This is a genomic window from Pseudomonas fluorescens (assembly GCF_902497775.2).
Lineage (GTDB): Bacteria > Pseudomonadota > Gammaproteobacteria > Pseudomonadales > Pseudomonadaceae > Aquipseudomonas > Aquipseudomonas putida_F.
In genome coordinates this window covers 3146056-3167878 of sequence record NZ_OZ024668.1, presented here as the reverse complement: position 1 = coordinate 3167878, position 21823 = coordinate 3146056, and the positions used below count along the sequence as shown (strand labels likewise).

Annotated in this window: 24 protein-coding genes and 1 pseudogene; 6 read left to right on the top strand and 19 right to left on the bottom strand. The window is 59.9% G+C overall.

Features of this window, described 5'->3' with window-relative positions; genetic code table 11:
* Window positions 1–67: 67 nt before the first annotated feature.
* From F8N82_RS14560 to F8N82_RS14540, 5 genes and pseudogenes are all read right to left on the bottom strand, one after another.
* The gene (locus F8N82_RS14560; RefSeq protein WP_038995993.1) at window positions 68–667 is read right to left on the bottom strand and encodes a TetR/AcrR family transcriptional regulator; all 600 of its coding nucleotides are present in this window, start codon (window positions 665–667) and stop codon (window positions 68–70) included.
* Between the two features lie 83 nt (window positions 668–750).
* Window positions 751–1866: an agmatine deiminase family protein gene (locus F8N82_RS14555; RefSeq protein WP_038995992.1), complete on the bottom strand. Its 1116-nt coding sequence runs from the start codon at window positions 1864–1866 to the stop codon at window positions 751–753.
* Window positions 1867–1890: 24 nt separating this feature from the next.
* Window positions 1891–2894 (bottom strand): annotated as a pseudogene (locus tag F8N82_RS14550) (extracellular solute-binding protein).
* Window positions 2891–3796 (bottom strand): N-carbamoylputrescine amidase, encoded by a 906-nt coding sequence (gene aguB / locus F8N82_RS14545; protein WP_038995990.1) that lies wholly within the window; start codon window positions 3794–3796, stop codon window positions 2891–2893. Before aguB ends, F8N82_RS14550 begins: the two are co-directional and overlap by 4 nt.
* A complete protein-coding gene (locus F8N82_RS14540; protein WP_038995989.1) occupies window positions 3793–4854 on the bottom strand; it encodes an agmatine deiminase family protein in 1062 nt (353 codons plus the stop codon). The genes aguB and F8N82_RS14540 overlap by 4 nt, the downstream gene beginning before the upstream one ends.
* Before the next feature lie 125 nt (window positions 4855–4979).
* On the opposite strand from F8N82_RS14540, the gene F8N82_RS14535 reads away from it, so the two are divergent.
* Both F8N82_RS14535 and F8N82_RS27605 read left to right on the top strand, forming a co-directional pair.
* A complete protein-coding gene (locus tag F8N82_RS14535; RefSeq protein ID WP_038995988.1) occupies window positions 4980–5837 on the top strand; it encodes a LysR family transcriptional regulator in 858 nt (285 codons plus the stop codon).
* Window positions 5838–5891: 54 nt separating this feature from the next.
* The gene (locus tag F8N82_RS27605; RefSeq protein ID WP_157771865.1) at window positions 5892–6251 is read left to right on the top strand and encodes a helix-turn-helix domain-containing protein; all 360 of its coding nucleotides are present in this window, start codon (window positions 5892–5894) and stop codon (window positions 6249–6251) included.
* Here the strand turns inward: F8N82_RS27605 and F8N82_RS14530 are convergent.
* From F8N82_RS14530 to F8N82_RS14490, 9 genes are all read right to left on the bottom strand, one after another.
* Entirely contained in the window at window positions 6248–7138 is an 891-nt protein-coding gene (locus tag F8N82_RS14530; protein ID WP_038995987.1) for a trypsin-like serine peptidase, read from the bottom strand. The genes F8N82_RS27605 and F8N82_RS14530 overlap by 4 nt on opposite strands.
* A gap of 51 nt (window positions 7139–7189) precedes the next feature.
* Window positions 7190–7966, bottom strand: coding sequence for a hypothetical protein (locus F8N82_RS14525; RefSeq protein ID WP_038995986.1), 777 nt, complete (start codon window positions 7964–7966; stop codon window positions 7190–7192).
* Window positions 7967–8123: 157 nt separating this feature from the next.
* Entirely contained in the window at window positions 8124–8810 is a 687-nt protein-coding gene (locus tag F8N82_RS14520; RefSeq protein WP_038995985.1) for a polysaccharide lyase family 7 protein, read from the bottom strand.
* 176 nt (window positions 8811–8986) lie between these two features.
* The gene (locus F8N82_RS14515; protein WP_038995984.1) at window positions 8987–10339 is read right to left on the bottom strand and encodes a glutamine synthetase family protein; all 1353 of its coding nucleotides are present in this window, start codon (window positions 10337–10339) and stop codon (window positions 8987–8989) included.
* 23 nt (window positions 10340–10362) lie between these two features.
* Entirely contained in the window at window positions 10363–10920 is a 558-nt protein-coding gene (locus F8N82_RS14510; protein WP_080764770.1) for a helix-turn-helix domain-containing protein, read from the bottom strand.
* Window positions 10921–10931: 11 nt separating this feature from the next.
* Window positions 10932–12221 (bottom strand): NAD(P)/FAD-dependent oxidoreductase, encoded by a 1290-nt coding sequence (locus F8N82_RS14505; RefSeq protein WP_038995983.1) that lies wholly within the window; start codon window positions 12219–12221, stop codon window positions 10932–10934.
* Between the two features lie 99 nt (window positions 12222–12320).
* Window positions 12321–12614 (bottom strand): helix-turn-helix domain-containing protein, encoded by a 294-nt coding sequence (locus tag F8N82_RS14500; RefSeq protein ID WP_038995982.1) that lies wholly within the window; start codon window positions 12612–12614, stop codon window positions 12321–12323.
* Between the two features lie 113 nt (window positions 12615–12727).
* Entirely contained in the window at window positions 12728–13411 is a 684-nt protein-coding gene (locus F8N82_RS14495; RefSeq protein WP_038995981.1) for a S24 family peptidase, read from the bottom strand.
* A 62-nt stretch (window positions 13412–13473) separates the two neighbouring features.
* On the bottom strand, window positions 13474–13929 hold the full coding sequence (locus F8N82_RS14490) for a multidrug/biocide efflux PACE transporter (RefSeq protein ID WP_099050693.1): 456 nt from the start codon (window positions 13927–13929) through the stop codon (window positions 13474–13476).
* A gap of 220 nt (window positions 13930–14149) precedes the next feature.
* Between F8N82_RS14490 and F8N82_RS14485 the strand changes: the two genes are divergently transcribed.
* Window positions 14150–15073, top strand: coding sequence for a carbon-nitrogen hydrolase family protein (locus F8N82_RS14485; protein WP_038995980.1), 924 nt, complete (start codon window positions 14150–14152; stop codon window positions 15071–15073).
* A gap of 21 nt (window positions 15074–15094) precedes the next feature.
* Here the strand turns inward: F8N82_RS14485 and F8N82_RS14480 are convergent, their stop codons facing one another.
* Complete coding sequence (locus F8N82_RS14480) at window positions 15095–16006, bottom strand: LysR family transcriptional regulator (protein ID WP_038995979.1); 912 nt, start codon at window positions 16004–16006, stop codon at window positions 15095–15097.
* Window positions 16007–16124: 118 nt separating this feature from the next.
* On the opposite strand from F8N82_RS14480, the gene F8N82_RS14475 reads away from it, so the two are divergent.
* Both F8N82_RS14475 and F8N82_RS14470 read left to right on the top strand, forming a co-directional pair.
* Window positions 16125–17339 (top strand): serine hydrolase, encoded by a 1215-nt coding sequence (locus F8N82_RS14475; RefSeq protein ID WP_038995978.1) that lies wholly within the window; start codon window positions 16125–16127, stop codon window positions 17337–17339.
* 25 nt (window positions 17340–17364) lie between these two features.
* Window positions 17365–17898, top strand: a complete 534-nt coding sequence (locus tag F8N82_RS14470; RefSeq protein WP_052251536.1) for an OmpA family protein — start codon at window positions 17365–17367, stop codon at window positions 17896–17898.
* A 13-nt stretch (window positions 17899–17911) separates the two neighbouring features.
* On the opposite strand, the gene F8N82_RS14465 is transcribed toward F8N82_RS14470, so the two are convergent.
* A complete protein-coding gene (locus tag F8N82_RS14465; protein WP_038995977.1) occupies window positions 17912–18475 on the bottom strand; it encodes a hypothetical protein in 564 nt (187 codons plus the stop codon).
* 139 nt (window positions 18476–18614) lie between these two features.
* Complete coding sequence (locus tag F8N82_RS14460; RefSeq protein WP_224793836.1) at window positions 18615–18962, bottom strand: MarR family winged helix-turn-helix transcriptional regulator; 348 nt, start codon at window positions 18960–18962, stop codon at window positions 18615–18617.
* 8 nt (window positions 18963–18970) lie between these two features.
* On the opposite strand from F8N82_RS14460, the gene F8N82_RS14455 reads away from it, so the two are divergent.
* Entirely contained in the window at window positions 18971–19828 is an 858-nt protein-coding gene (locus F8N82_RS14455; protein WP_038999466.1) for a hypothetical protein, read from the top strand.
* On the opposite strand, the gene F8N82_RS14450 is transcribed toward F8N82_RS14455, so the two are convergent.
* Window positions 19806–20885, bottom strand: a complete 1080-nt coding sequence (locus tag F8N82_RS14450; protein ID WP_038999465.1) for an alpha/beta hydrolase family protein — start codon at window positions 20883–20885, stop codon at window positions 19806–19808. The genes F8N82_RS14455 and F8N82_RS14450 overlap by 23 nt on opposite strands.
* 174 nt (window positions 20886–21059) lie before the next feature.
* Window positions 21060–21623, bottom strand: coding sequence for a recombinase family protein (locus F8N82_RS14445; RefSeq protein ID WP_038995976.1), 564 nt, complete (start codon window positions 21621–21623; stop codon window positions 21060–21062).
* Window positions 21624–21823: the final 200 nt, after the last annotated feature.

Sequence of the window (21823 nt, the reverse complement as noted above, 5' to 3'; positions counted from 1 at the left end):
GATCAATCTCGAGTGGGCACAGCAAAGGGGAGGTAACAGCGAGCGCAACAGGCCGATGTCGGAAGGCTTATGGCTGAATCTGCAGGAACCTGCGGATGATCGTACGCAACAGCGGTTTATGGGCTTTGGCCTTGAAGCCCGGCTCAAGCACGACGCGGCCGATGCCGCCTTCGGTCAGGGCGATCAACCAGGTCGCGGCCATCGATGCATCCAGTGTCGGGTCAATCTGCCCGGCGTCGATGCCACGCTTGAGCAAGGCCTGCAGATCGGCCTTGACCTTGGCCTCATTGACGGCAAGCAGGGTGCCGACCTCGGGGTTGCGGATGGCTTCGGCGGCGACTTCGAGGCTGATGCGGGCGTAGATGGGGTCGCTGCACAACTCCATCATGGCGATGGCGATGTTCTCGATTGCCGTGAGGCTGTCCTTGGCTTTGGCGTGGTGGGCGATCAGCTCGGCCATGCCATGCTGGTCGTCCTGGGCAATGGCTTCGATGATCGCGTTCTTGCTGGGGAAGTAGTGGAACAGGTTGCCCGGGCTCATGCCTGCAGCGGCGCAGATTTGCGCTGTCGAGGTTGAGTGAAAGCCATTGCGCGCGAAGCATTCGATGGCTGCATCGAGGATCTGCTTGCGTTTGGCGGCGACTTTTTCCGGGTCTACGGTTCTCATGCTTGGCTCATTAATAGACTGACTGATCGATCTATTATTGGCCTGCCGCCGCACGCCGTCAAGCGAGCAAGGCGGCTGGTTGATTACTGCCGGGTGTCGGGCATGTTCTTGCTCACGCAATGAATCCCGCCGCCACCGGCGGCAATCGGGTCGATATTGACCTGCTCGATGATCCGCCCCGGGTACAACTTGGTGAGCAACTGCTTGCCGTGCTGGTCGGCCTGCGGGTCGCCAAACTGCGGGGCGATCACCGCGCCATTGATCGGCAGGTAGTTGATGTAGCCAGCGGCAAACTCCGGGTTGTCGCGGGTGAAGCGGTTGCTGCGCAGTTTGCTCGGCGGCGGCAGCAGGTGCACGGTCAAGGGGCGGCCGTCGGCGTCGGTGGCCTGCTTGAGGATGTCCAGGTGCTTGCGGGTCACCGGGTAGTCGTAGGAGTTCGGGTCGTTGTCGAGGTTGGCGATTACTACCCCCGGTTTGACGAAGCGCGCGTAGAAGTCGACGTGCGCATCGGTGATGTCCTGGCCCTTGATGCCCGGCAGCCAGATGATCTTGCGCAGGCCAAGGTTAGCCTTGAGCTCAGCCTCGACGTCGCTGCGGCTCCAGTCCGGGTTGCGGTTGGCGTTGACCCAGCAGCTTTCGGTGATGATCGCCGTGCCGTGGCCATCCACTTCGATGCCGCCGCCTTCGCCGGTCAGCTCGCTTTGCAGGTAGGGGATGCCCAGGGTTGCGCTGAGCGTTGCCGCCACGCGGCTGTCGTTGCGGTGGCGTTGCTTGTTGCCCCAGCCGTTGAAGTTGAAGTCTATCAGCGCGCTGTGGTCATCGTCGTCGATCACGAAGCAGCCGCCGTAGTCGCGAATCCAGATGTCATCCAGTGCCAGAGGCAGGAACTCGGTATTGCTAGTGCCGCATTGCTGGCGGGCCAGGTTGAGGTCTTCGGGACGGCACAGCACGGTGACCGGCTGGTACCTGGCGATGGTTCTGGCCAGTTGCGCGATGCAGGTGTTGACCGCGTCTGCCTGGTCTTCCCAGACGTTGTCGGCGGCAGCGAAGGCCAGGAAGATCCTCCGCTGGGCCTGGTCTTCTTCGGGCATGAACCAGCGCTCGTCAGCGGCCATGGCCAGGCGCAGCGGGCCGAGCCCGAAGCCGGCGATGCCGGTGGCTACTGACAAGTGCTTGAGAAAGGTGCGACGGGGTGTCATCGGTGCGGCACTCATGGTGTCGGCTCAATGGGCCGAGGAAGTCTTGAGGGTGGTCCAGGTGCGCATGCGCGCGCGCATGTCTTTCTGGGAAATGTCTTTGCCCGGGATCAGTCGCGCGTAGGTTTCGTCGCTGACGTAGATGTCCGGGTTGTCACGCATCAGTGGCTCGACCAGCGGCCGTGCCTTGGCGCTGGAGGTGGGGTAGCCGGTGAACGAACTGATAGCCGCCATCTGCTGCGGCTGCATGACGAAGTTGATAAAAGCGTAGGCGTATTCCGGGTGGGCGGCGTCGGCGGGGATGGCCATGCTGTCCATCCAGATGGTCGTGCCCTCCACCGGGATGTGGTAGCGGAACTCGACCTTTTTACCGGCTGCGACTGGAACTTGCGGATGTACGGCTTGATCGCCCCCAGCATCTGGCGGGCGGCGAGCAGGTCGTCGGCCTTGCCGCTGCGTGGATCCTTGCCCAGGTAATGGAGCGCCACCGCCAGCACTTCGTCGGGGGAGTCGATCATCGAAATGCCGCAGTCAGCCAGCCGTGCGGCGTTCTCTGGCTTGAACAACAGGTCGAGGCTGTTGACCGGGGCATTGGCGATGCGCTGCTCGATGGCCGCGCGGTTGTAGGTCAGGCCGATGCTGCCCCAGGTGTAGGGCACGGTACTCTCGCGCGAGTTGGGGTAGCGCTGGTGCAGGCGCCGGAGGCCCGGCTCGATATCCGCCAGGTACTCCAGTTTGCCCGGATCGAGCTTTTGCAGGGCGCCGGCGCGGGCCAGGCGCTCGGCCACGGTGTCGCTCGGGAAGATCAGGTCATAGCCGCTGTTGCCCGAGAGCAGCTTGGCCTCGAGGGTTTCGCTGCTGTCCATGACGTCGTAGATGACCTTGATGCCGGTCTGGGCAGTGAAGTCCTTGAGGGTGTCTTCGGCAAAGTAATCGGCCCAGTTGTACAGGCGCAGCACTTTGTCTTCGGCGCCGGCCAGGCTGCAGCTCAGGGCCAGGGAAACGGCGATCAGGGTTCTCAGGCTGTTCATGCGCCTTGCCTCCAGGTGGTGTGCGGGTGACGGCCATCCTGGCTCAACAGCGTGCCGTACATCTCCGGGCGGCGGTCGCGATAGATGCCCCAGGTCAGGCGCTCTTCGCGCATGTGCGCCAGGTCCAGTTCGGCCAGCAGCACGCAGGTGGCGTCGCGATCGGCTGCGGCCAGCAGGCGGCCTTTGTGGTCGGTGATGAACGACGAGCCGTAAAAGCGCATGTGCAGGTCGGCATCGCTATGCGCCACTTCAACGCCGGTGCGGTTGGCGGTGATCACCGGGAGGATATTGGCCGCTGCATGGCCGCGCTGGGTCAGTTGCCAATGATCGCGTGAGTCCAGCGCCGCGGCGCCGGGCTCGGAGCCGATGGCGGTAGGGAACAGGAGGATTTCTGCGCCCTGCAAGGCCAGGCAGCGGGCGGTTTCAGGGAACCACTGATCCCAGCAGATGCCCACGCCGAGGCGCCCGACGGCGGTGTCCCAGACCTTGAAACCGGTATCGCCGGGGCTGAAGTACTCCTTCTCCTGGTAGCCGATGGCGTTGGGGATGTGGGTTTTGCGATAGACGCCGAGCAAGCGCCCGTCGGCATCGGCCACGGTCAGCGAATTGAAGTAGGCATTGCCGGCCTGTTCGAACCAGCTCAGCGGCAGCACCACTTTGAGCTCAGCGGCCAGGGCGGCAAAGCGCTGCAACAGCGGGCTGTGCTCGTAAGGCTCGGCCAGCGCCAGGTGCGAGTGGCATTGTTCGATGCAGAAGTAGGGCGTGGCGAACAGCTCCGGTAGCAGGATCAGCCTGGCTCCGGCGCAGGCCGCCTCGCGCACCCGTTGTTCGGCTTTATCGAGGTTGTCTTCAAGGTTCCAGCTACAGGCCAACTGCACGCTGGCGACGGTCAGCGCGCTCATCGCTTGCCTCCCGCCAGGGGCCAGGCCGGTTGCTGTTGGGTGATGCAATGCACGCCGCCACCGCCGTGGGCCAGCTGGTTGATCTGCACCGGCACCACGGTGCGGCCGGGGAAGGCTTTTTGCAGGGTGGCGGCCGCCTGTTGGTCGGCGTCGATGCCGTAGGCCGGCATGATCACCGCGTCGTTGCACAGGTAGAAGTTGGTGTAGGAGGCGCAGAACACTTCGGCGTCGGTATCGACCGCAGCCGAGGCTTCGTACAGGTCGATCAGCTCGAAGCCACGGCCACGGGCGTCGGTGGCCAGCTCCAGGGCGCGGCGGTTGTCTTTGGCCACCTGGGCGTAGACTGAGGTTTTATCGTGAGTGGCATCGACCAGCAAGACCCCGGGCCGGGCGAACGCGCAGACGCCATCGACGTGGCCATCGGTCATGTCGCCGGTGACGTAATCCGGGTCGCCCGGCAGCCAGACGACCTTGTTCACCCCCAGCAGGCGCAGGAAGATTTCCTCGATGTCCTGTTTGCCCAGGCCCGGGTTGCGGTTGGGGTTGAGCAGTACCGATTCGGTGGTAATCAGCGTGCCGTCGCCATCGACATGAATGGCGCCGCCTTCGTTGGCCAAAAAGCTGCCGAAGCACGGCAGGCCCAGGTCATTGAGCACGCGCCGGGCCAGGCCTTCATCGAGGTCATGGGCCGACTTGCCGCCCCAGGCATTGAAGCGCCAGCTGACCCCGGCCAGGCCTTGTTGCGGGTGGCAGATGAAACTTGGGCCGGAGTCGCGGCACCAGCTGTCGTTGACGGCGATTTCGATCAGCTCGATGTTGGCCCCGCACAGCGCCCGGGCCTGGCTGACCGCGCTGGGGTCGACCACCATCTTTACCGGCTCGAAGCGGGCGATGGCGTTGGCGACCCGGGCGAAATCGACCTGCACATCGGCCAGGGTTACGCCCCAGGTCGACTCCCACAGGGCCTGGTTGTGCGGCCAGACCATCCAGGTGGCGGCGTGCCGGGCCCATTCGGCAGGCATGAACCAGCCGTTGTTGTTGGCGTTGTCGTTGTGCATTGCAATAACCTTAAGTTAAGTAATTGTTTTCAGCAGGACTGCCTGGGAGTCCATGCTATAACTGGGCTTTGCACCTGAACAAACGATGGATTTTGCCGATATATGATTAGCTGGGCTTATCGATCATGCTGAAACACTGGCCACCGTTGAACACCTTGCGCGGCTTTGAAGCGGCCGCGCGCCTGGGCAGTTTTCACAAGGCTGCCGAAGAATTGCACCTGACCCAGTCGGCGATCAGCCAACAGATCCGCAGCCTGGAGAACTACCTGGAGCAACCGTTGTTCTTTCGCGAAGGGCGCAGTGTGTCGCTCACCGATGCCGGTCATGACCTGCTCAGCACCACCCAGGTGATGCTGCAGCAACTGACCGTGGGTATTCGCCGCCTGGAGCAGTACCGCAAGCCCAACCAACTGGTGGTCAACACCACGCCGGCGTTCGCCCGGCACTGGCTGGTGCCGCACCTGGGCGACTTTCACCGCCTGCACCCGGAGGTGGACCTGTGGCTGTTCACCAGCGATGAAATCCCGGACATGAGCACCCAGACCATCGACGTCGCGCTACGTGATGACATCAGCGCCCAGGCTGATTGCAGCTTTCGCGTGTTGTTGCAGGATCGGCTGTATCCGGCTTGTCATCCTGGTGTACTTGAGCTTGCCGCCGATGTCCGAACTACGCTTCACGGCGAACGCGAAATGGACTGGAGCTACTGGAATACTCGAGGCGGTTCGGAGGTAGGGCAGCGATTGAATGGCCTTAACTTTTCAGACCCCGGGCAATTGCTTGACGCTGCCTGTCAAGGGTTGGGAATCGCATTGGTAAGTGAGTTGCTGGCTGAGCGTGCACGGCAAGAGGGCGTACTGGTTGCACTGACAACCCAGGCGATTCGCGGTCCCAAATGGGCGTGGTTGGTACATCGCAACAGTGAAGGCGATGTACTGACACAAAGCTTCTGCCGATGGCTCGAAAACAAGCTGGTCAACTGAGCTAAGTGGTCAGGGGAGCCCCTTCTGCAAGGATTGAATAGAAGGAGATCAGTAGTGCTGAAGGATCGTCTGAAACAAGCACTTGAACTGAAGTGTCGAGGCAAACGGTATGCGCTGGCCGTTGAAATAGGGGTGCATCCCAGTTCAGTCGGTCGATGGCTTCAGGGGGGACCGATAACAGTAGAAAATTTGGTGCAGATCGCCACCGCGCTCGACATTTCACTGGATTGGTTGGTGCTGGGTAGGGACGGAGGATGTTCAAAGGCCGACGCACTTAGTTCAATTGAGGGACGCTTGCTTGCTGAGCTCAGATTGATGAGTCCTGCGTCTATCGAACATTTAGCGGTTTTTGTCGAATCCTTGTCTCAAGGGGGCCGAACGGGTTCAGCCGGCCCCGCCAGAGAGATTGGCTAGATCATGATGCCAATGTGTTTAAGCAGGACGATTAGGTTGCTGCTGGAAAACCAAGGTGAAAACGAAGACTGCGAGTTTTCCACACCAGAACTCTGCATGCCTGCGGCGTAATAGCGATTCTGCAGAGCGTCGTAAACCAGCCAGGGGCTGCCACTGCTTCCTTGTTCCATCGTATTGACGGCCTTTAGTACCACTTCAGTTCCATGGACCCTTGTTTCCAAGAGATCACCGTCACTTTGCCACAGTAACGAGCCATTGAAATCGTAACCATTCGCCGGCTTTGCCGGGTAGCCGGGGTCATAGTAGAAATTGAATGGGGTCTGGGTGGGCTGATAGTCAAAGACCGCATGCAATGACGGTGTCGATGGGGGAACGGGGGTGTCCGGAATAATCGCGCCAAGGTCCCAGTACTCCCGCAGCCCGGTCTGATTGATCCATCCGTTCAGGGTACTTGCGTGTTGTGCAGTGAAGACTTGTGCATAGTCCCCGGCTGAGTATTGGCGCATGACATAAAAATCACTGGACCAGTGTCCCTTATCAAAAACGACATGCCCTGAAGTCAGAATGGCCTTGCCATTGTTGGCCTCGACGATCCAACCGCTGGCGACGTAATCCTGACCGTGGTTGCGGTAGAAAATCTTGCACATCGCGTCATATGGCGGGCGGGAAATATCAGGTGGAACAAAAGTGCGTGCGAACGCTGGGTGTATCGGCTCGGCTTCGCCGAGTAGGTCGGCGCTGGGGGCGGGCAGGCCTCGCTCAATCGCGTTTTTCCGGCGAAGCTCGGTCCAGTCGGGTGTGTTGAGCGATTGCTGTGGGGGAGCGTCGACTGGCCTTGAGGGTTCAGTCGCGTCAGTCACTTGCCAGTTTTTGCGGTGAATGGTCATCCCTGTCACTCCTTTGCTAGAGGGCGCCCCGGGGGGCGCCGGTGAGGCGAATTACTTCAGGAAGCAGAGTTTCACCCCGGGATCTTCAGGCGAAGTCGAAGACCTGGACCAATCATCGACGGATTTCTTATCCAGGTTGGCCAACGACGATGCATAAGTCTTGATCTGGTCCGGTAAGACCAGGTAGGTCGTCATGCGCACTTCATAGTCCTGCTCTTGCACATCTGATTTTCCGTTCTGCTGATGGAACATATGTAGCGAGGTGTAATAAATATAGAGTTTCGGGTTGTGCGGATCGCTCATGTCCAGCGTGGATTGGCTGAACAGGTTTTTCCATTGTTCTGAGCTTTTTTGACCAAATACGGATTTGGCCATGTCGGTGATCGACTTTTTAATCTTGTCGAGATCTTGTGAACCCAAGCTGCTGTACAAATTGCTGATTTGGTCAATGAGCAGGTTGTAGTCTTTGCTGTGGAAGACTTGTTTTGTGCTTTCGTTCGAGTTGAGATGGACAAAGGGGCATTTGTCCATTTCATTGATGTACTGGCTAAAGGCTGCAGCCAGTTTATCCGGGGAGGTGTTGGCAGGGTGGAAGTCGGCCCGAATCTGCACATGGTTCATGATGCTGGCCAGCGCTGTAGGCAGGTTTTGTGCATCCGTATAGATGGCAATGCCAGAGGCTTGGGGGTCTGTACTGTCGTACCCCAGAAATACACCTCGGGCTGTCGCGGCAGATTGATCGGTATCCCCCGGTGTTTTAAGGTCGTAAGATGACGCGCCGCTGCTTACCCAGTTTTGCACAATGTTGCGGATATTAATATTGCTCATGTCCATCTCCTTATGAAGTGTGCACCCTGAACGGTGCAATCGAACTGTCGCAGGGTAGACTTTCGATGAGCAACTAGTGCGTAGTGCGCGGCGCGCAATGTGTACGTGAAGTTGTTGCGCACCACGCAAGATGACACAGTGGGTCCTTCCGAAGTGTTCAGGCTTTTATTGACTGATGCCCAATAGCCAGTGCGCTGATAATGCAGATGGAACCGTCGGTGGCAGGTGTGCTGTCGCTGTAGTCGAGTTGGTTGTAGACCCCGCCATGGAAGTTGAAAGTGCGGCTGTTCCAGCTGGAATCCATCTGCAGCGGGCCGCTGCTGCCGGTGCTGCCATTGCAGGTGGCGGCGAGGGTGACCACGCCCTCGGCGGTGACATCGAGGATGATCTCGAACGTCGCGCCCAGCGGCACATTGGCGTGCAGGGTGACGCTGGCCGGGGCGGCCTGGTTGTAGCTCTGGCGAAAACCATACGTGATCTTGCCCTTGTTCCAGAACACCTTGACCGCCGGGCTGTCGTCGTTTTTGACATGCAATTGCGAGATCACCACCTTCTGCGCCGAGTTGACCTTGGTCAGGCTCATGGTCTGATGGTTGTGGTGTTTGGCGGCGCTGCTGAGTGACCAGTAGGTGGCTTCTTTCCACTCGCAGCGGGTGCGCTGGGTGCTTTTGCTTGAGGCGCCCTTGGTCGGCGCAGTGAAGCGCACCGAACCATCGCTCAAGGTGGCGATCACCTGTGGCAGTAGTTCAAGCGCCTGGGCGCCGGGCAGTTCCAGGGCGGTGGGGTCGGTGCTGGACTTGGGCACCGGGGTGGTGATGGTGAGTCGGTCGATATTGACGCTCATGTGTTTCTCCTTCGGTTTTGGATGTGGGCCCTCTCTGAAATGGAAGTGGGCTTGAGCTAATATTTAGCGTCAAGCTAAAGTTTCGTCAATAGCTAAATTGGTCGTGCTGTGGGGCTTGACCCGCGATGAGGCCAGTCCAGCCAACACATCAAGCGCTGACTGGACTACCACCGCGACTAAAGAAACCAGCGATACTCCCGCGCACTCACCTCATGCATGAACGCCAGGTGGTCCTGGCGCTTGTTCTCGCAGTAGACCATGACGAACTCACTGCCTAGCCGCTCGTTGACCTCCGGGTGATGACGCATCGCCGCCACCGCCGCGAGCATATCTTTGGGGAAGTCGATACCGCTGCTGCGGTCTTCGTTGAGCGGCGCGATCGGTTCCTTGCCGGCCTCCAGGCCATACTCCAGACCACTGAGAATCGCCGCCAGCACCAGGTACGGGTTGGCATCGGCGCCAGGCAGGCGGTGCTCGATGCGCAGGTTGCGCGCATCCGATTCGGGAATGCGGATGCACGCGTCGCGGTCTTCAAAACCCCAGCTGGCGCGGCTGGCGGCATTGACCATGGCACCGTAGCGGCGCATGGCATTGTGGTTGGCGGCAAAAATCGGCATGCAGTGCGGCAGCAGTTCCAGGCAGCCCGCCACGGCGTGGCGCAGCGGGCGCTGGTCATCGGCGGCCAGCAGGTTGTTGCCTTGCTGGTCGTAGAGGCTGACATGCACATGCATGCCGCTGCCCGGCGCCTCCAGGTAGGGTTTGCTCATGAAGCTGGCGCGCAGGCCATGCTTGAGCGCCACGCCACGGGTGCTGCGGCAGAACAGTGCGGCCCAGTCGGCGGCGCGCAGGCCGTCGTCGCAGTGGCCGAAGTTGATTTCGAACTGCCCAGGGCCCAGCTCTGCGGTAATCACGTTGGCGTCCACGCCTTGCTCATTGGCGGCTTCGACCATTTCCCGCAGCACGTCGGAGTAACGCGACAGGCGCTCGATGTGCATGTTCGGCTGATCGTCGGCATCACCGCTGAACGGATCGCGGGGGAACTGCGGCAGGCCGTCTTTAAGCGCGCGATCGAACAGATAGAACTCAAGCTCGAAGGCCACCACCGGACGAATGCCGCGCCGTGCCAGGCGCTGCAACACTCGCGCGAGCACTTCACGCGGCTCGAACTCGATCGGTGCGGCGGTGCCGTCGGAACTGATCAGCATCTGCCCCAACGGCTGGTTCTCCCAGCGTACCGGCTTGAGGGTGCCGGGGATCAGCCGCCGTGGCGCGTCCGGGTCACCGTCGTTGAAGCAATAATCGCCAATCGGGTGCAAGCCGCCCTGAACCCCGAGCAGCACGCAGTTCTGCGGCAGTTTCAGGGCGCTGCCGGCCGCGACTTTTTCGAGCATGTCGATGGGGTAGCGCTTGCCATAAAAATGCCCGGGAATGTCCAGGCTGATCAGGTCGACATAACGCACCTGAGGATGCTCGGCGCGGAATGCGCGTACTTCGCTAAGCAGATCAGGGCAGTCATTTGTTGTTGTCATCACGTGCAATCCTGCGCTTGGTTTCAACGGAATACCCAGAGCACCCGGGTAGTGTGTTCAGTCAAGTTGGCGTAGCGGAACTGGCTGTGCGGCGGTAGCTGGAAGCTGTCGTTGGCGTAGAGGGTGACCGGTGTCTGAGCATCGTCGAGCCAGAGGCTCAACTCGCCTTCGAGGACAAAACCGCCTTGCTCGGAGCTGTCGTCCAGGTGCCCGTCACCGCTGCTGGCGCCCGGCGCCAAGTGGCTTTCGAGCATCGAAAAGCCACCGTTGAGCTTGGGCGAGACCAGCACGTCGGTGACTCCGGCGGCGTAGTACAGGGTGCGCCGTTCGCCGGGGCGGGTGACCCAATCCACTTCCCGCGGCTTGCTCAGGTTGTAGAAGTAGGTGGTGGGCACGCACAAGGTTTCGCTGATGGCGGTGAGGTCGGCCACCGTCGGCCGTGACAGGCCACGCTCGACCTGCGACAAGAAACCCACCGAACGATCAATGCGTTCGGCCAGTTCGCCGAGGGTCAGGTTGCGGTGCTTGCGCAGGTCGCGGATGAGGATCGCCAGGCTTTCGATTTCTTCCTGCATGTCCATAAGTGGGTCTCTCAAATAGTGTCGCGCAGGCGGTACCAGGCTTTGCCGGCGGCTTCCAGCGGCGCGGCGAGCAGGTCGCCGCCGGGGAAGCGGCCGTTGTCGATGGCCTGGTACAACGCCAGCAAATCGTGGTTGCCGAGGATCGCATCGCTCACCGCGCGGGCGCCGGCCAGGGTGGGCAGCACGCCGTGGCCGGAGAAACCCTGCAGCCAGTAGCGCTGGCCCTGGCGGCCGATGTCCGGGGTGCGGCGCAGGCTGCAGTCGATATGGCCGCCCCAGGCGTAGTCGATCGCTACGCCTTGCAGCTGCGGGAAGGCCCGCTCCAGCACCGGGCGGGTGGCGGCGGCAACGTCCTTGGGGATGCCGCCCAGGTAGGTGCAACCGCCGCCAAACAGCAGGCGGTGGTCGGGGGTCAGGCGGAAGTAGTCGGGGACGAACTGGTTGTCGATCACGCAGCTGTTTTGCGGCAGTAGCGAACGGGCCAGGGCTGGGTCCAGGGGCGCGGTGGCCACCTGATAGGAGCCCACCGGCAGCAGGCGTTGTGACAGCGGGCGGTCGAGCTGGTCGATGTAGGCGTTGCAGGCCAGCACCAGCACGTCGCTGCGGATCTCGCCCTTGTCGGTGCGGGCGACAAAGCCTGCCGGGGTGTCGCGGTAGCTGAGCACCCGGCTCTGCTCGAAGATCCGCCCGCCGGCCGCTTCGATGGCGCTGGCCAGGCCCTGGGCCAGTTTCAGCGGGTTGAGGTGGGCGCCTTCGGCGTCATACAGCGCGGCCTGGTAGCGCGGGCTGGCGATCCACTGGGGCAACTCGTCGCGCTCAATCACCCGCAACTGGTCATAGCCCCATTTGGTTTCGGCCTCATGTTGGGCCTCATGGAGCATGGCCACGCGCCGCGGCAGTACCGCCGCCCACAAACTGCCGCGCCGGTAGTCGACCGCAAAGCCATGGCGCTCGGGCAACTCGCGCATCTCGCTGGCGGCCCAGCGCATGCTGTCCCACAGGCGCCGAGTGCGTTCCTGGCCAAGGGATTTTTCCAGGGGCGCCATGTCGCACGACCAGCCCAGCAACGCCTGCCCGCCGTTACGCCCGGACGCCGCCCAGGCCACCCGGCTGGCTTCTACCAGGGTCACCCGCTTGCCGGCCAGGGCCAGGCGCAGGGCGGTGTGCAGGCCGCTGAAACCGGCGCCGATAATCAGCACCTCGGTATCCAGGCGTTCCTGCAGGGTAGGGCGCAGAGGGAGAGCGGCGGGGTAGGTCTGAGCGTAATAGCTGGCGACATGCTGGGCGGATTGCTTGAACACGGCGGACCTCATGAATTTTTATTGGTATTTTTTCATGAAAAACTACCAGATAAATTTCATGAGGCCAAGCGACGCCCGGCCGCGAACAGCGCGCAGGCTCTAGACCGCAGGTTTGTGAGGGTGCTTGCTGCTTTCGATCTCGTCAGCCAGGCGCGGGCTGTAGCTGCGTGTGGGGATGCCGGTCAGGCGTTCGAACATCAGCGCGAACTTCATGTCCAGTGCGCGCTTGCCGGTCATATAGGCATTGAGGGTGGTCACGCTGACACCCAGCTCCGCGGCCATACGCCGCTGGGACACCCGGTCTGTCTGGCGTTGACCGGCCTTGAGTGCGGCAAATGCCTTGCGCAGTGCCAGCAGCTCTTCTTCTTCCCACACCCACAGATTACCGCTCATGATTCGATCTCAGTCACACGGATTCGGTCGAGCAATCCGTTGCTGGAATCGCCACATCCTACTGCTGTTGTTTAGTGTTCATTAACCGACCAGAGCAGTCGGTTGTTTTGTCATCATACTCTTCGCGCGTTCCAAACTAGTAGCACCCGGCCATGAATGTGCAGTTTTTCCAGCACCGCACCCTCGATCAACACCGGCGGATACAGCGGATTATCGGAAATCATCCGCAAGCCGCCATCGGTCAGGCGCTGCAGGCGTTTGACGAACAGATCGCCGTCGAGGCTGAACACGTAGATGGCATCGCTGCGCACCTCGTTGATGCCACGGTCGACCAGCAACGGGTCGCCGTCGTTGAAGGTGCCGGCCATGCTGTCGCCGTCGCCGCTGATGATCGCCAGATTCAGCGCGCTGGAAAAGCTGATGCCTTGGCCGCGCAGCCAGTCCAGGTGCACGGTCAGGTCACGGATCACTTCGACATGGGCGGGCGGGGTCGTGCCCTTGCCCATGGAGCCGCGAATGTCGAAGTGGGCGATGGTGACGAACTCGCCGGCCAGCGCCTTGTTGGCGCTGACCGGCAGCGCCGCCTCGCCCTGCAACACATCCATCCAGCCTGCGGGCAAGCGCTCGGCCTGCTCGATGCGCCGGGCGACTTCATCACCGAGGTTTTTTTCCGTGCGGGTCGAGAGAATCTGGCTCAGGTGCGCAGGGCTCATGCCCCAGCGTTCGGCACAGCTGGCCTTGCGCTGGGTGCCGAGCAACTGCACCAGGTTGTGCTTGCGAATCGCGTAGATATCCATGGGGTGCAGAATGCCACTATTTAGCTCGATGCTAAAGAGGGCCCTACGCATTACTCACGCGGTTACTGCGCCCGAGCCACGCTGACCGGTGTGCTCAGTAGGCGCTGGCGCAGCAGGTCATAGCCCCAGTTGTAGGCCATGGTGTACGGCAGCATGAAGGCGAAGAAACCGATCTCCAGCAAAAACGCCTGCACCAGTGACACATCAAGCATCAATGCCGCGATTGGCACGCCGATCAGCACGAAACCGGTTTCAAAACCGCCGGCGTGCAGGGCGCGGACCTTGACCGTACGCGCGACCCGGCCCACGGGCCAGAGACGGTCGAACGCCGCGTTGTAGACCATGTTCCAGATCATCGCCACGGTCGACAGCATCACCGCCAACGCGCCCATTTCCAGCATCGAGCGGTTCAGCAGCCAGGCGCCGATCGGCGCGCAGATCAGCACGGCGATAACTTCAAAGCCGACGGCGTGGACGACGCGCTCAGCGAAGGATTTTTGGGTGGCTTGCAGTTTCATGACTTCACCTGAAAGTGTGTTTCGGTGAGGTCATTTTCATCGCTTTTTTGATTATATGGAAAATAGGTTCCATCGTAAAAAGCGATGGTTTGTGTGTGCGTACCAGCGGCAGGTGTTGATATCAATACAACTAATATCAGATTTAGTTTTTAACGGATTGCTCGATATCAACCGCCGGAGGAGCATGCACACACCATCCATCACCCAAGAATAACGACACATGACACTCTCTACTGTGGCAGCACTGCAACTGGGCTCGCACCCCGACGGCAAACAGAAAACCCTGGAGGCGATTGTTGCCTACGAGTCTGAAATAAAGGCCGCTGGCGCCCAGTTGGTGGTCATGCCGGAAGCCTTGTTGGGCGGTTATCCAAAAGGGGAAATCTTCGGCACCTACATGGGCTATCGGCTGCCGGAAGGCCGGGAAGCCTTCGAGCGTTATTTTGCCAATGCCATTGATGTTCCGGGTGCTGAAACCGCCGAGCTCGAAGCCTTGTCACAACGCACCGGCGCGCACCTGGTGGTCGGTGTCATCGAACGCAGCGGCAGTTCATTGTTCTGCTCGGCGCTGTTCTTCTCGCCGGAACAGGGCCTGGTGGCCAACCACCGCAAACTCATGCCGACCGGCAGCGAGCGTTTGATCTGGGGCCAGGGCGACGGCTCCACGTTGCCGGTGATCGATACCCCGGTGGGCAAGATCGGCGCGGCGATCTGCTGGGAAAACCACATGCCCCTGTTGCGCACGGCGATGTACGCCAAAGGCATCGAGGTGTGGTGCGCACCGACGGTGGATGAGCGCGAAAACTGGCAAGTATCCATGCGCCATATCGCCCATGAAGGGCGCTGTTTTCTGATCAGTGCCTGCCAGTACCAGCCGTCGCCGCGTGACCTGGGCACCAGCCTGCCGCACTGGGATGACGACCGTCCGTTAATGCAGGGTAACAGCCTGATCATCAGCCCCATGGGCGAGATCATCGCTGGCCCGTTGAAGCACGGCCCCGGTTTGCTGGTGGCCCAGATCGACTCGGCTGAACTGGTCAAGGCGCGTTATGACTTTGATGTGGTCGGCCACTATTCGCGCCCGGATGTCTTCACCTTGCTCGTTGATGAGCGGGCGAAAAGCTTGGTGAAGTTCCAGCAGTAGCGAGCGACCTGGGCGCCAGCCTCAGGTCAGGCAGAAGCTGTCTTCAACCAGTTGAATGATCAGCGACTTGACCGTCTGCAGCGTGCTGTCGTGCTTGCTGCCCACCCGCGTGCCGATTTCCAGGTCGTAGGAGGGCAGGGGCACCGGGCAGGGGAAGGTTTGCAAGGTACTGATGCGTTCCATGGCACGGGCGGCGTGGGTGGGCACCGTGGTGATCAGGTTCGAGCCCACCAGCAGAAACGGCACGGCGGCAAAATGTGAGGTCGAGGCGCGAATGCTGCGCTTGTAGCCGGCAGCATTCAAACCTTCGTCGACGATGCCGACGAAACCGCCCGAGGACACCAACAGGTGCGGCCGCTGGGCATAGTCTTCGGCGCTGGTGGGGATGCTGTTGTTGGCATCGGCGATGCCCAGGTAATTGCCCCGGCCCAGGCGATGGCGGGCAATCAGCGGCGATGACAGCCCGCCTGCAGACACGGCGATATCGATCTGATGGTGCATGAGCATGTCCTGGACCAGGCCGCTATGGGTCTGGCGGAAAATGATGCGCAAGCCGTGCAGCTGTTCATCGATCAGCGCCACCAGGCTTTGCCCCAGGGCGATTTCACTGTCATCGGAGAGGCCGATGGTGATCGTCCGGCCTTTGATGTCTTTGCCCCCCACTGAAAGCGCGAAGGCTTGCCGGCAGCGGTTGAGTGCCTCGCCAATCAGCGGCGCCAGTTCATTCGCGCGCATGGTCGGGCGCAGCCCGCGGCCGGTACGTTCGAACAACGGGTCGGCGTAAATTTCCCTCAGGCGCGCAAGTGCCGCACTGACCGCCGGCTGAGTCACGCCCAGGCGCAGTGCCGCGCGACTGGCGCCGCCTTCTTCAATCAGGGCAACAAACACTCGGAGTAAATTCAAGTCGACAGAGTCGATATCAATACTGTGCATATCAGATATCTTGATAGTTGATTGATTTATAGTATAGGCGTGCGCACAATCCGCAGACAAATACTTCATCAGTGCATGTGCAGTTGTTGATGAGTTGGGCTGTCGAGTTTGGGAGCGTATGAAAGGTTCAGCAGTTGGTAAGTGGTTGTTGTGTGTATTACTTGCACCGTGGTTAGTGGGGAGTGCGTCTTTTTCTGTGAGGGCAGCAGACCTTGTTGCCGCGCCGGGCGTCGCCGCCGAATCCTGGATATTGATGGATTATCAAAGTGGCGAGGCTCTGGCCCAGGGCAATGCCGATGCGCGCATCGACCCCGCCAGCCTGGTGAAGATCATGAGCAGTTATGTGATCGGTTATGCCTTGAAGTCCGGCGTACTCAGCGCCAGTGATCGCGTGACCATCGAGCACGATGCCTGGGCTGCGGGAAATCCGCATTTGCAGGGATCTTCGCTGATGTTCCTCAAGCCCGGTGATCGGGTCTCGGTAGATGACCTCAATAAAGGGGTTGTGGTGCAGTCTGGCAATGACGCCTGTATTGCCCTGGCTAATTACGTTGCCGGCAGCGAGAACGCCTTTGTCGACCTGATGAATGAACAGGCCGGCAAACTTGGCTTGACCAATACCCAGTTCAAGACTGTCCATGGCCTGGCCGCTGAAGGTCAATACAGCAGTGCCCGCGACATGGCCTTGCTCAGCCGGGCGTTGATTGAGCAGTTGCCGGCGGAGTACGCCTTGTACAAACAAAAGGCCTTCGCTTTCAACAACGTTCACCAATACAACCGCAACCGCCTGTTGTGGAGTACCCGCCTGGATGTCGACGGCTTGAAGACCGGCAACTCCAGCGCAGGTGGTTACAGCCTGGTCACCTCTGCGCAGCTCGACGGGCGCCGCTTGATTGCCGTGGTCATGGGCGCCAGGTCGGATCGGCTGCGTTTTCAGGAGTCGGAAAAACTGCTCAAGTGGGGCTTTCGCTCATTCGAGGTGGTTACGCCCATCAAGGCCGATGAAGTGTTCATGAGCAAGCGTGTGTGGTTCGGCGATACCCGCAACGTCAAGCTCAATGCTGGCGCGCAACCGACGATCAGTGTGCCCTACGGGCGCTCGGCCGATGTGCAGGCAAGCGCCATTGTCGATACCCCGGAGCTTCACGCGCCGTTGCAGGCGGGGCAGGTGGTGGGTGTCGTCAACTACCAGATCGGCTCAAGGCATGTCGCCACCAAGCCCCTGGTGGTCATGGAAACGATAGAAGAGGGCGACTGGTTCAGCCGGGCATGGGACTACCTGATGCTCAAAGTGTATCAATGGCTAGGTGTGTGTCTGTTGTGCGCTGGTTAGTACCGATCCTATTGAAGAGTGGCCTATGAACCGTTATCTGCGCTGCATCCTCCCCGTTCTGCTGGTACTGACGGCGACCGGCTGCAAAAGCACTGCAACGTCCACCGAACGCTCGCTGTTTGTCTCAGCGGCCGAGGCTGATGCAAACAACCAGCGCGCCCTGCAAGCGCTGTCGGACGAGCCCGACGTGGCGGGCGGCCTGGTGGTGTATTTCGACACCGACAGCTCGGCGATCGAGCCAGCTTATCAGGCCAGGCTTGCCTATGTGGCGAACTACCTGGTGACCAACCCCGAGGCCGAAGTGTTTGTCGAAGGTCATACCGATGACGTCGGTTCGCCTGAGCAGAACATCGTCCTGGCCCAGGCACGCGCCGCCATGATCGCCTACTACCTGGTCAAGTACGGCGCGTTGTATGAGCAGGTGAATGTGCACGCCTATGGCGAGCACTCACCGGTGTGCGAGGGCAGTGGCAAGGATGACTTGAAGTACAATCGCCGGGGTGTTGTGGAGTGGGTAAGCCACGGGCAAACCCTGGGTTACGAGTTTGAGCGCAGATGATGAGGGCTTCTGTTCAAAGAGCCTTCTTGTTTCTCACGTTCCATGCATCCAGGAAGCCGCTCGCAGGAAAAACGACGGGGTGCTTGTCCATCCTGACCTTCACCGGAACACCCTTGGCGAAGGCGCTATAAATAAAGTTTTGCGCGGCATCCGAGACCGGCAGAAAGATCGAAACTTTAGAACCTGGCTTTTCCTCGCGGCACTCGTACAACACCTTGATCGGCTGATCGTTGACCTCGATAAAGCCCTCATTGGTTAGTGGCTTTGCGCAATCCACAAACTGCGTGAAGATCATTTGAGCGCCCTTGTCAGTGGCATTGATAACAGCGTTGTAGACGACAACGCCGTCCTTGAAACCTTCCGAGTTGCTGAGCGCAATCGCGCTATACGGCGTGTCCTTGCTGAACTCACTGAACAACGCGTAGCGGTACTTTTCGGTGCCAAGGGTTTGCGCCAGCTTTCGCCCTTCATCGCTTTGCATATCGACGACAAACTGCCCAGAAACAGCCTGCGAGGAAATCGCCGCAAGCAGCAGGATGCAAGGCAGTGAGAGAGCTTTTTTCGCGCGTGAGATCATGGAGCAGTTCCTTACTTCGACTCTGACAGCCATGATATCAAATTGATGCTATTGGCGCGGGGCACAGGTGCCAGTATTGCGACAGCGGCGTTCGTTGTCTGCGATGTCGACCGGGCAATTTGTGCCGCCTATGGACAGTTCAGTCTCTTTGGTCTTGCTCAAGCTTGCTGCGCAGCTGGTGCAGAACACGGTAGGTCGTCTCGATGTCCGCAACCTCCAAGCCCTGCGCAAGCTCGTTGATCCAAGGCGCTTGAAGTTTCATTGCAAGAGTGAAGGCGTCTTTCCCCGCGTCGGTAAGCACAACCAGCTGCGCCCTGCGATGGTGAGGGTTGGGCTGAAACTCCAGCATTCCCTCCTTGACCAGATCGTTGACGATGCGCTGAACGTGCGCGATGGCTGCGTCTAAGCGGCCGAGCCTTGAGTGACCAGAACTTGGGATAGCGCCGTAGACTGGTTTACTCTGCGCGGTCAGTTTCAAGGTTAACAAGGACGTCCGTGATTCCTGTCAATCCGCTGGCCATGGTGGTCGGCTACATAATCTTGATCTTCTCCGAGGTCTTCCTCTGGCTGCTGATTGCCTGCCTGGTGGCTTTCCTGATCCCGCGTTGCCGGCGCTACATGCTGGCGCGCCGTTGGCGCTTCGGCTTTCTGGTCGTGGGCCTGGCGGTGGTCAGCGCACCCTACGTCAAGATCGTGGTCGGCCATTGGCTGGACGTGCGTGCGCACACTCCGCGTCTGCAGCACGAGGAGGTGCTGGGCGACCTGGTGCTGCCGGCGGGCACGCAGGTCCGGCTGGAAAACCTGGAGCCCTTCGACAACCTGGCAGGCGAGCCGGTGCCCTTTGGCATGCAGAGCCTGAAGCACGCCGACTTTGATCGCACGCTGGGTAACATCATGGGTATGCGTGTGCGTCGTCTGGAGCTATGGCAAAGCCACGGCACCGCGACAGTCGAGACGGTGTCCACTCACGACCTTGAAGGCTGGACATGTGAGCCAGGCAAGGTCGAGTTCAACTTTCCGTTCGGTGCTCATTTCACATTCTCCCAGTGGAGCCTGCAAGAATGCATGCTGGCGCCAGGCACCCGGTTGGGTGGCATCATCTGGCCGGGGCCGGTGAGGGTGTTTTCCACTGAGCGAGGATGGGAGGCGAGGTCCGAAGATACACCGGTCCAGCTGCTGGGGATGGAACTGCGCGGGCTGCGCATGCGCCTGAACAGGCCTGGCAGTGACGTGTTCATGTGGCAGGGCGCCCTGGACCGTGCAGTCGATTTCGGCTCTGTTCACTATCCGCAAGGGACTCAGGTGCGCAGTGATCAAGGCAATCTGCTCTTCAGCCTGCCGCCGGACATGTAGGCCGTGGATCGGCGCATGCGATAGCGGGAGATTGCGCCAGAAACGCTGCAATCAGTGATGCAATTTGCTGCTGAATCAACCCACGAGCGCGGCCGTTATCGCCATCCTGGCAAATGATGCCATCGCCTGGTACTTCGGCTTCGAGCAAGGACTGCGCGCCAGGTTTGCACACCGACATGAAGGTGAAATGGCTTGCGTCGCTGATCTCGATGTATCGGCTTGACGACGCAGGCAGGCGTTTGGCCAGGTTGGCAGACTCCAACTCAGCGGGAAGTTCGCGCGACGGTACGCCAGCAGCGATTACCAGCGCGGGTACGGGCAGCGCGGCCAGGCTTTCATTGGTTAGGCCCCGTGAAAAGCCTATGTCCAATGCAACCACAGCAGTGACGCGTTTATCGCGCCAATCGGCGGCCAGCGCGGCCTTTGATTCTGAGGTGCTTGCGGGGCTTATCTGTCCGTAAATGGTGCAACTGGCTAACTGCGGGTGGGCTTTGCAGTCCTGGTCGAAGCGATCTGGATCGAAACGAGCACCGGCGATCTCCAGGGCGGTCCAGCCGCCGAGTGAATGGCCCACTACTGCAATTCGGCCATTGGCGACCAGGCCATACTTTTCAGGTTGTGTCGTGACCCTGTCAATGACTCGGCGCACATCAACGGGCCGCTGCCATAGCTGCGCGGCTGCTGCAGGGCTGCGGTCATGAGTCGTGGTGCCCGGGTGATTGATTGCGGCGACGATGTAACCCTTCTGGGCCAACGCACTGGCAAGCCAAATCTGGTTGCTCCAGTTACCCCTGTATCCGTGAGATAGCACCACCAATGGATGTTTGCCGGCAGATGGCGGCGCGTTCCGAGCGGCAGAAGCCCCGACAAACACTGCATTATCGGCGATCAGCTGCGTGTCTGCGGTAGCTAAACTCGGGTACCAGACCACCATTTCCAGGGCGCGGCCATTGTGCAAATCCGCCAGTGTGGAAGATTGGAAGCCGACGGGGTTCTCGTCAGCCAATGCGATTGTCGTCAGCCAAGCCAGCAACAGAGCGCCGAACGCTATTTTCAATATCGTTTCGTCCTTGATTAGAGAAGTGCCAAGCACGTGTTCCTGCCGTCAGGTGCATCCACATTCCGGCAGACTCAAAATCCGTGTGCTTGCTCATAAGCATGGACATTAAAGCCCAGATTCGCTGAAAAAATCACTAAATGGATGTTGATTCTGAGGGGCCTGAGGAGGCCCCTATGTCGATCTCAAGTACCGATAAAGCGTCTGACGACTGATATCAAAATCACGTGCCAATTTAGATTTACTTTCTCCAGCGCACGCACGGTCAATTAAACTTACAACCTGATTGTCAGACAGTTTTTTCTTGCGACCTCTGTAGGACCCGCGGATCTTTGCGGCAGCAATTCCTGCGGCTTGTTTTTCCCTCGCCGTAGCGCGCTCGAACTCTGCGAGCGCCTCCATTACTGCAATGATGGGCTCCACAACTTCAAGGCAGTCATGCCGTAAAACCAGGTTTTCATTCAAAAACTCTAGCGTTACCTGCTTTTCCATCAGCCGGCGAATAAGGGTGCACAGTTGCTCGGTACTGGAGGAGAGCGATGCCATGCTGTCCACTACCACAGTATCCCCGCACTGTATGTAGAGAATGAGCCTTTCAAGGCCTGCGCGAGTCGCGGTATTGTCTGTAGGTTCGTCGAAAAACACGGCGTCAAATACAACATGGCTCGTTGTGTTCTCTACGCTGCCCTCGGATTCTTGTAGAGCGCGCTGGAAATATTTGATGCGATGCAATCTCATGGTGCCTCCTTGGCAATACTTGTACACAGTCGTTCTAGACGTGTGCAAACTGTAACTAAATCCTTAAATCTTAAATCCTTACACAAATGCCTGTCACACTGAGCCCACCCAAAATACACAGTTGCAAAGACGTGTATTTGTCTTATCATTTTGAAGCTTGAAATAATCCTAGCAAATTTTTGCAAGGCAGTCGATTTGGT

Excerpts from the sequence above, each read along its gene's own strand:
- F8N82_RS14555 (WP_038995992.1), bottom strand. The coding sequence starts at position 1,866 with ATGACACCCCGTCGCACCTTTCTCAAGCACTTGTCAGTAGCCACCGGC.
- F8N82_RS14495 (WP_038995981.1), bottom strand. The coding sequence starts at position 13,411 with ATGGATATCTACGCGATTCGCAAGCACAACCTGGTGCAGTTGCTCGGC.
- F8N82_RS14490 (WP_099050693.1), bottom strand. The coding sequence starts at position 13,929 with ATGAAACTGCAAGCCACCCAAAAATCCTTCGCTGAGCGCGTCGTCCAC.
- F8N82_RS14520 (WP_038995985.1), bottom strand. The coding sequence starts at position 8,810 with ATGAGCGTCAATATCGACCGACTCACCATCACCACCCCGGTGCCCAAG.
- F8N82_RS14480 (WP_038995979.1), bottom strand. The coding sequence starts at position 16,006 with ATGCACAGTATTGATATCGACTCTGTCGACTTGAATTTACTCCGAGTG.
- F8N82_RS14465 (WP_038995977.1), bottom strand. The coding sequence starts at position 18,475 with ATGATCTCACGCGCGAAAAAAGCTCTCTCACTGCCTTGCATCCTGCTG.
- F8N82_RS14530 (WP_038995987.1), bottom strand. The coding sequence starts at position 7,138 with ATGACCATTCACCGCAAAAACTGGCAAGTGACTGACGCGACTGAACCC.
- F8N82_RS14470 (WP_052251536.1), top strand. The coding sequence starts at position 17,365 with ATGAACCGTTATCTGCGCTGCATCCTCCCCGTTCTGCTGGTACTGACG.
- F8N82_RS14445 (WP_038995976.1), bottom strand. The coding sequence starts at position 21,623 with ATGAGATTGCATCGCATCAAATATTTCCAGCGCGCTCTACAAGAATCC.
- aguB (WP_038995990.1), bottom strand. The coding sequence starts at position 3,796 with ATGAGCGCGCTGACCGTCGCCAGCGTGCAGTTGGCCTGTAGCTGGAAC.
- F8N82_RS14540 (WP_038995989.1), bottom strand. The coding sequence starts at position 4,854 with ATGCACAACGACAACGCCAACAACAACGGCTGGTTCATGCCTGCCGAA.
- F8N82_RS14525 (WP_038995986.1), bottom strand. The coding sequence starts at position 7,966 with ATGAGCAATATTAATATCCGCAACATTGTGCAAAACTGGGTAAGCAGC.
- F8N82_RS14475 (WP_038995978.1), top strand. The coding sequence starts at position 16,125 with ATGAAAGGTTCAGCAGTTGGTAAGTGGTTGTTGTGTGTATTACTTGCA.
- F8N82_RS14515 (WP_038995984.1), bottom strand. The coding sequence starts at position 10,339 with ATGACAACAACAAATGACTGCCCTGATCTGCTTAGCGAAGTACGCGCA.
- F8N82_RS14485 (WP_038995980.1), top strand. The coding sequence starts at position 14,150 with ATGACACTCTCTACTGTGGCAGCACTGCAACTGGGCTCGCACCCCGAC.
- F8N82_RS14535 (WP_038995988.1), top strand. The coding sequence starts at position 4,980 with ATGCTGAAACACTGGCCACCGTTGAACACCTTGCGCGGCTTTGAAGCG.
- F8N82_RS14500 (WP_038995982.1), bottom strand. The coding sequence starts at position 12,614 with ATGAGCGGTAATCTGTGGGTGTGGGAAGAAGAAGAGCTGCTGGCACTG.
- F8N82_RS14560 (WP_038995993.1), bottom strand. The coding sequence starts at position 667 with ATGAGAACCGTAGACCCGGAAAAAGTCGCCGCCAAACGCAAGCAGATC.
- F8N82_RS14510 (WP_080764770.1), bottom strand. The coding sequence starts at position 10,920 with ATGGACATGCAGGAAGAAATCGAAAGCCTGGCGATCCTCATCCGCGAC.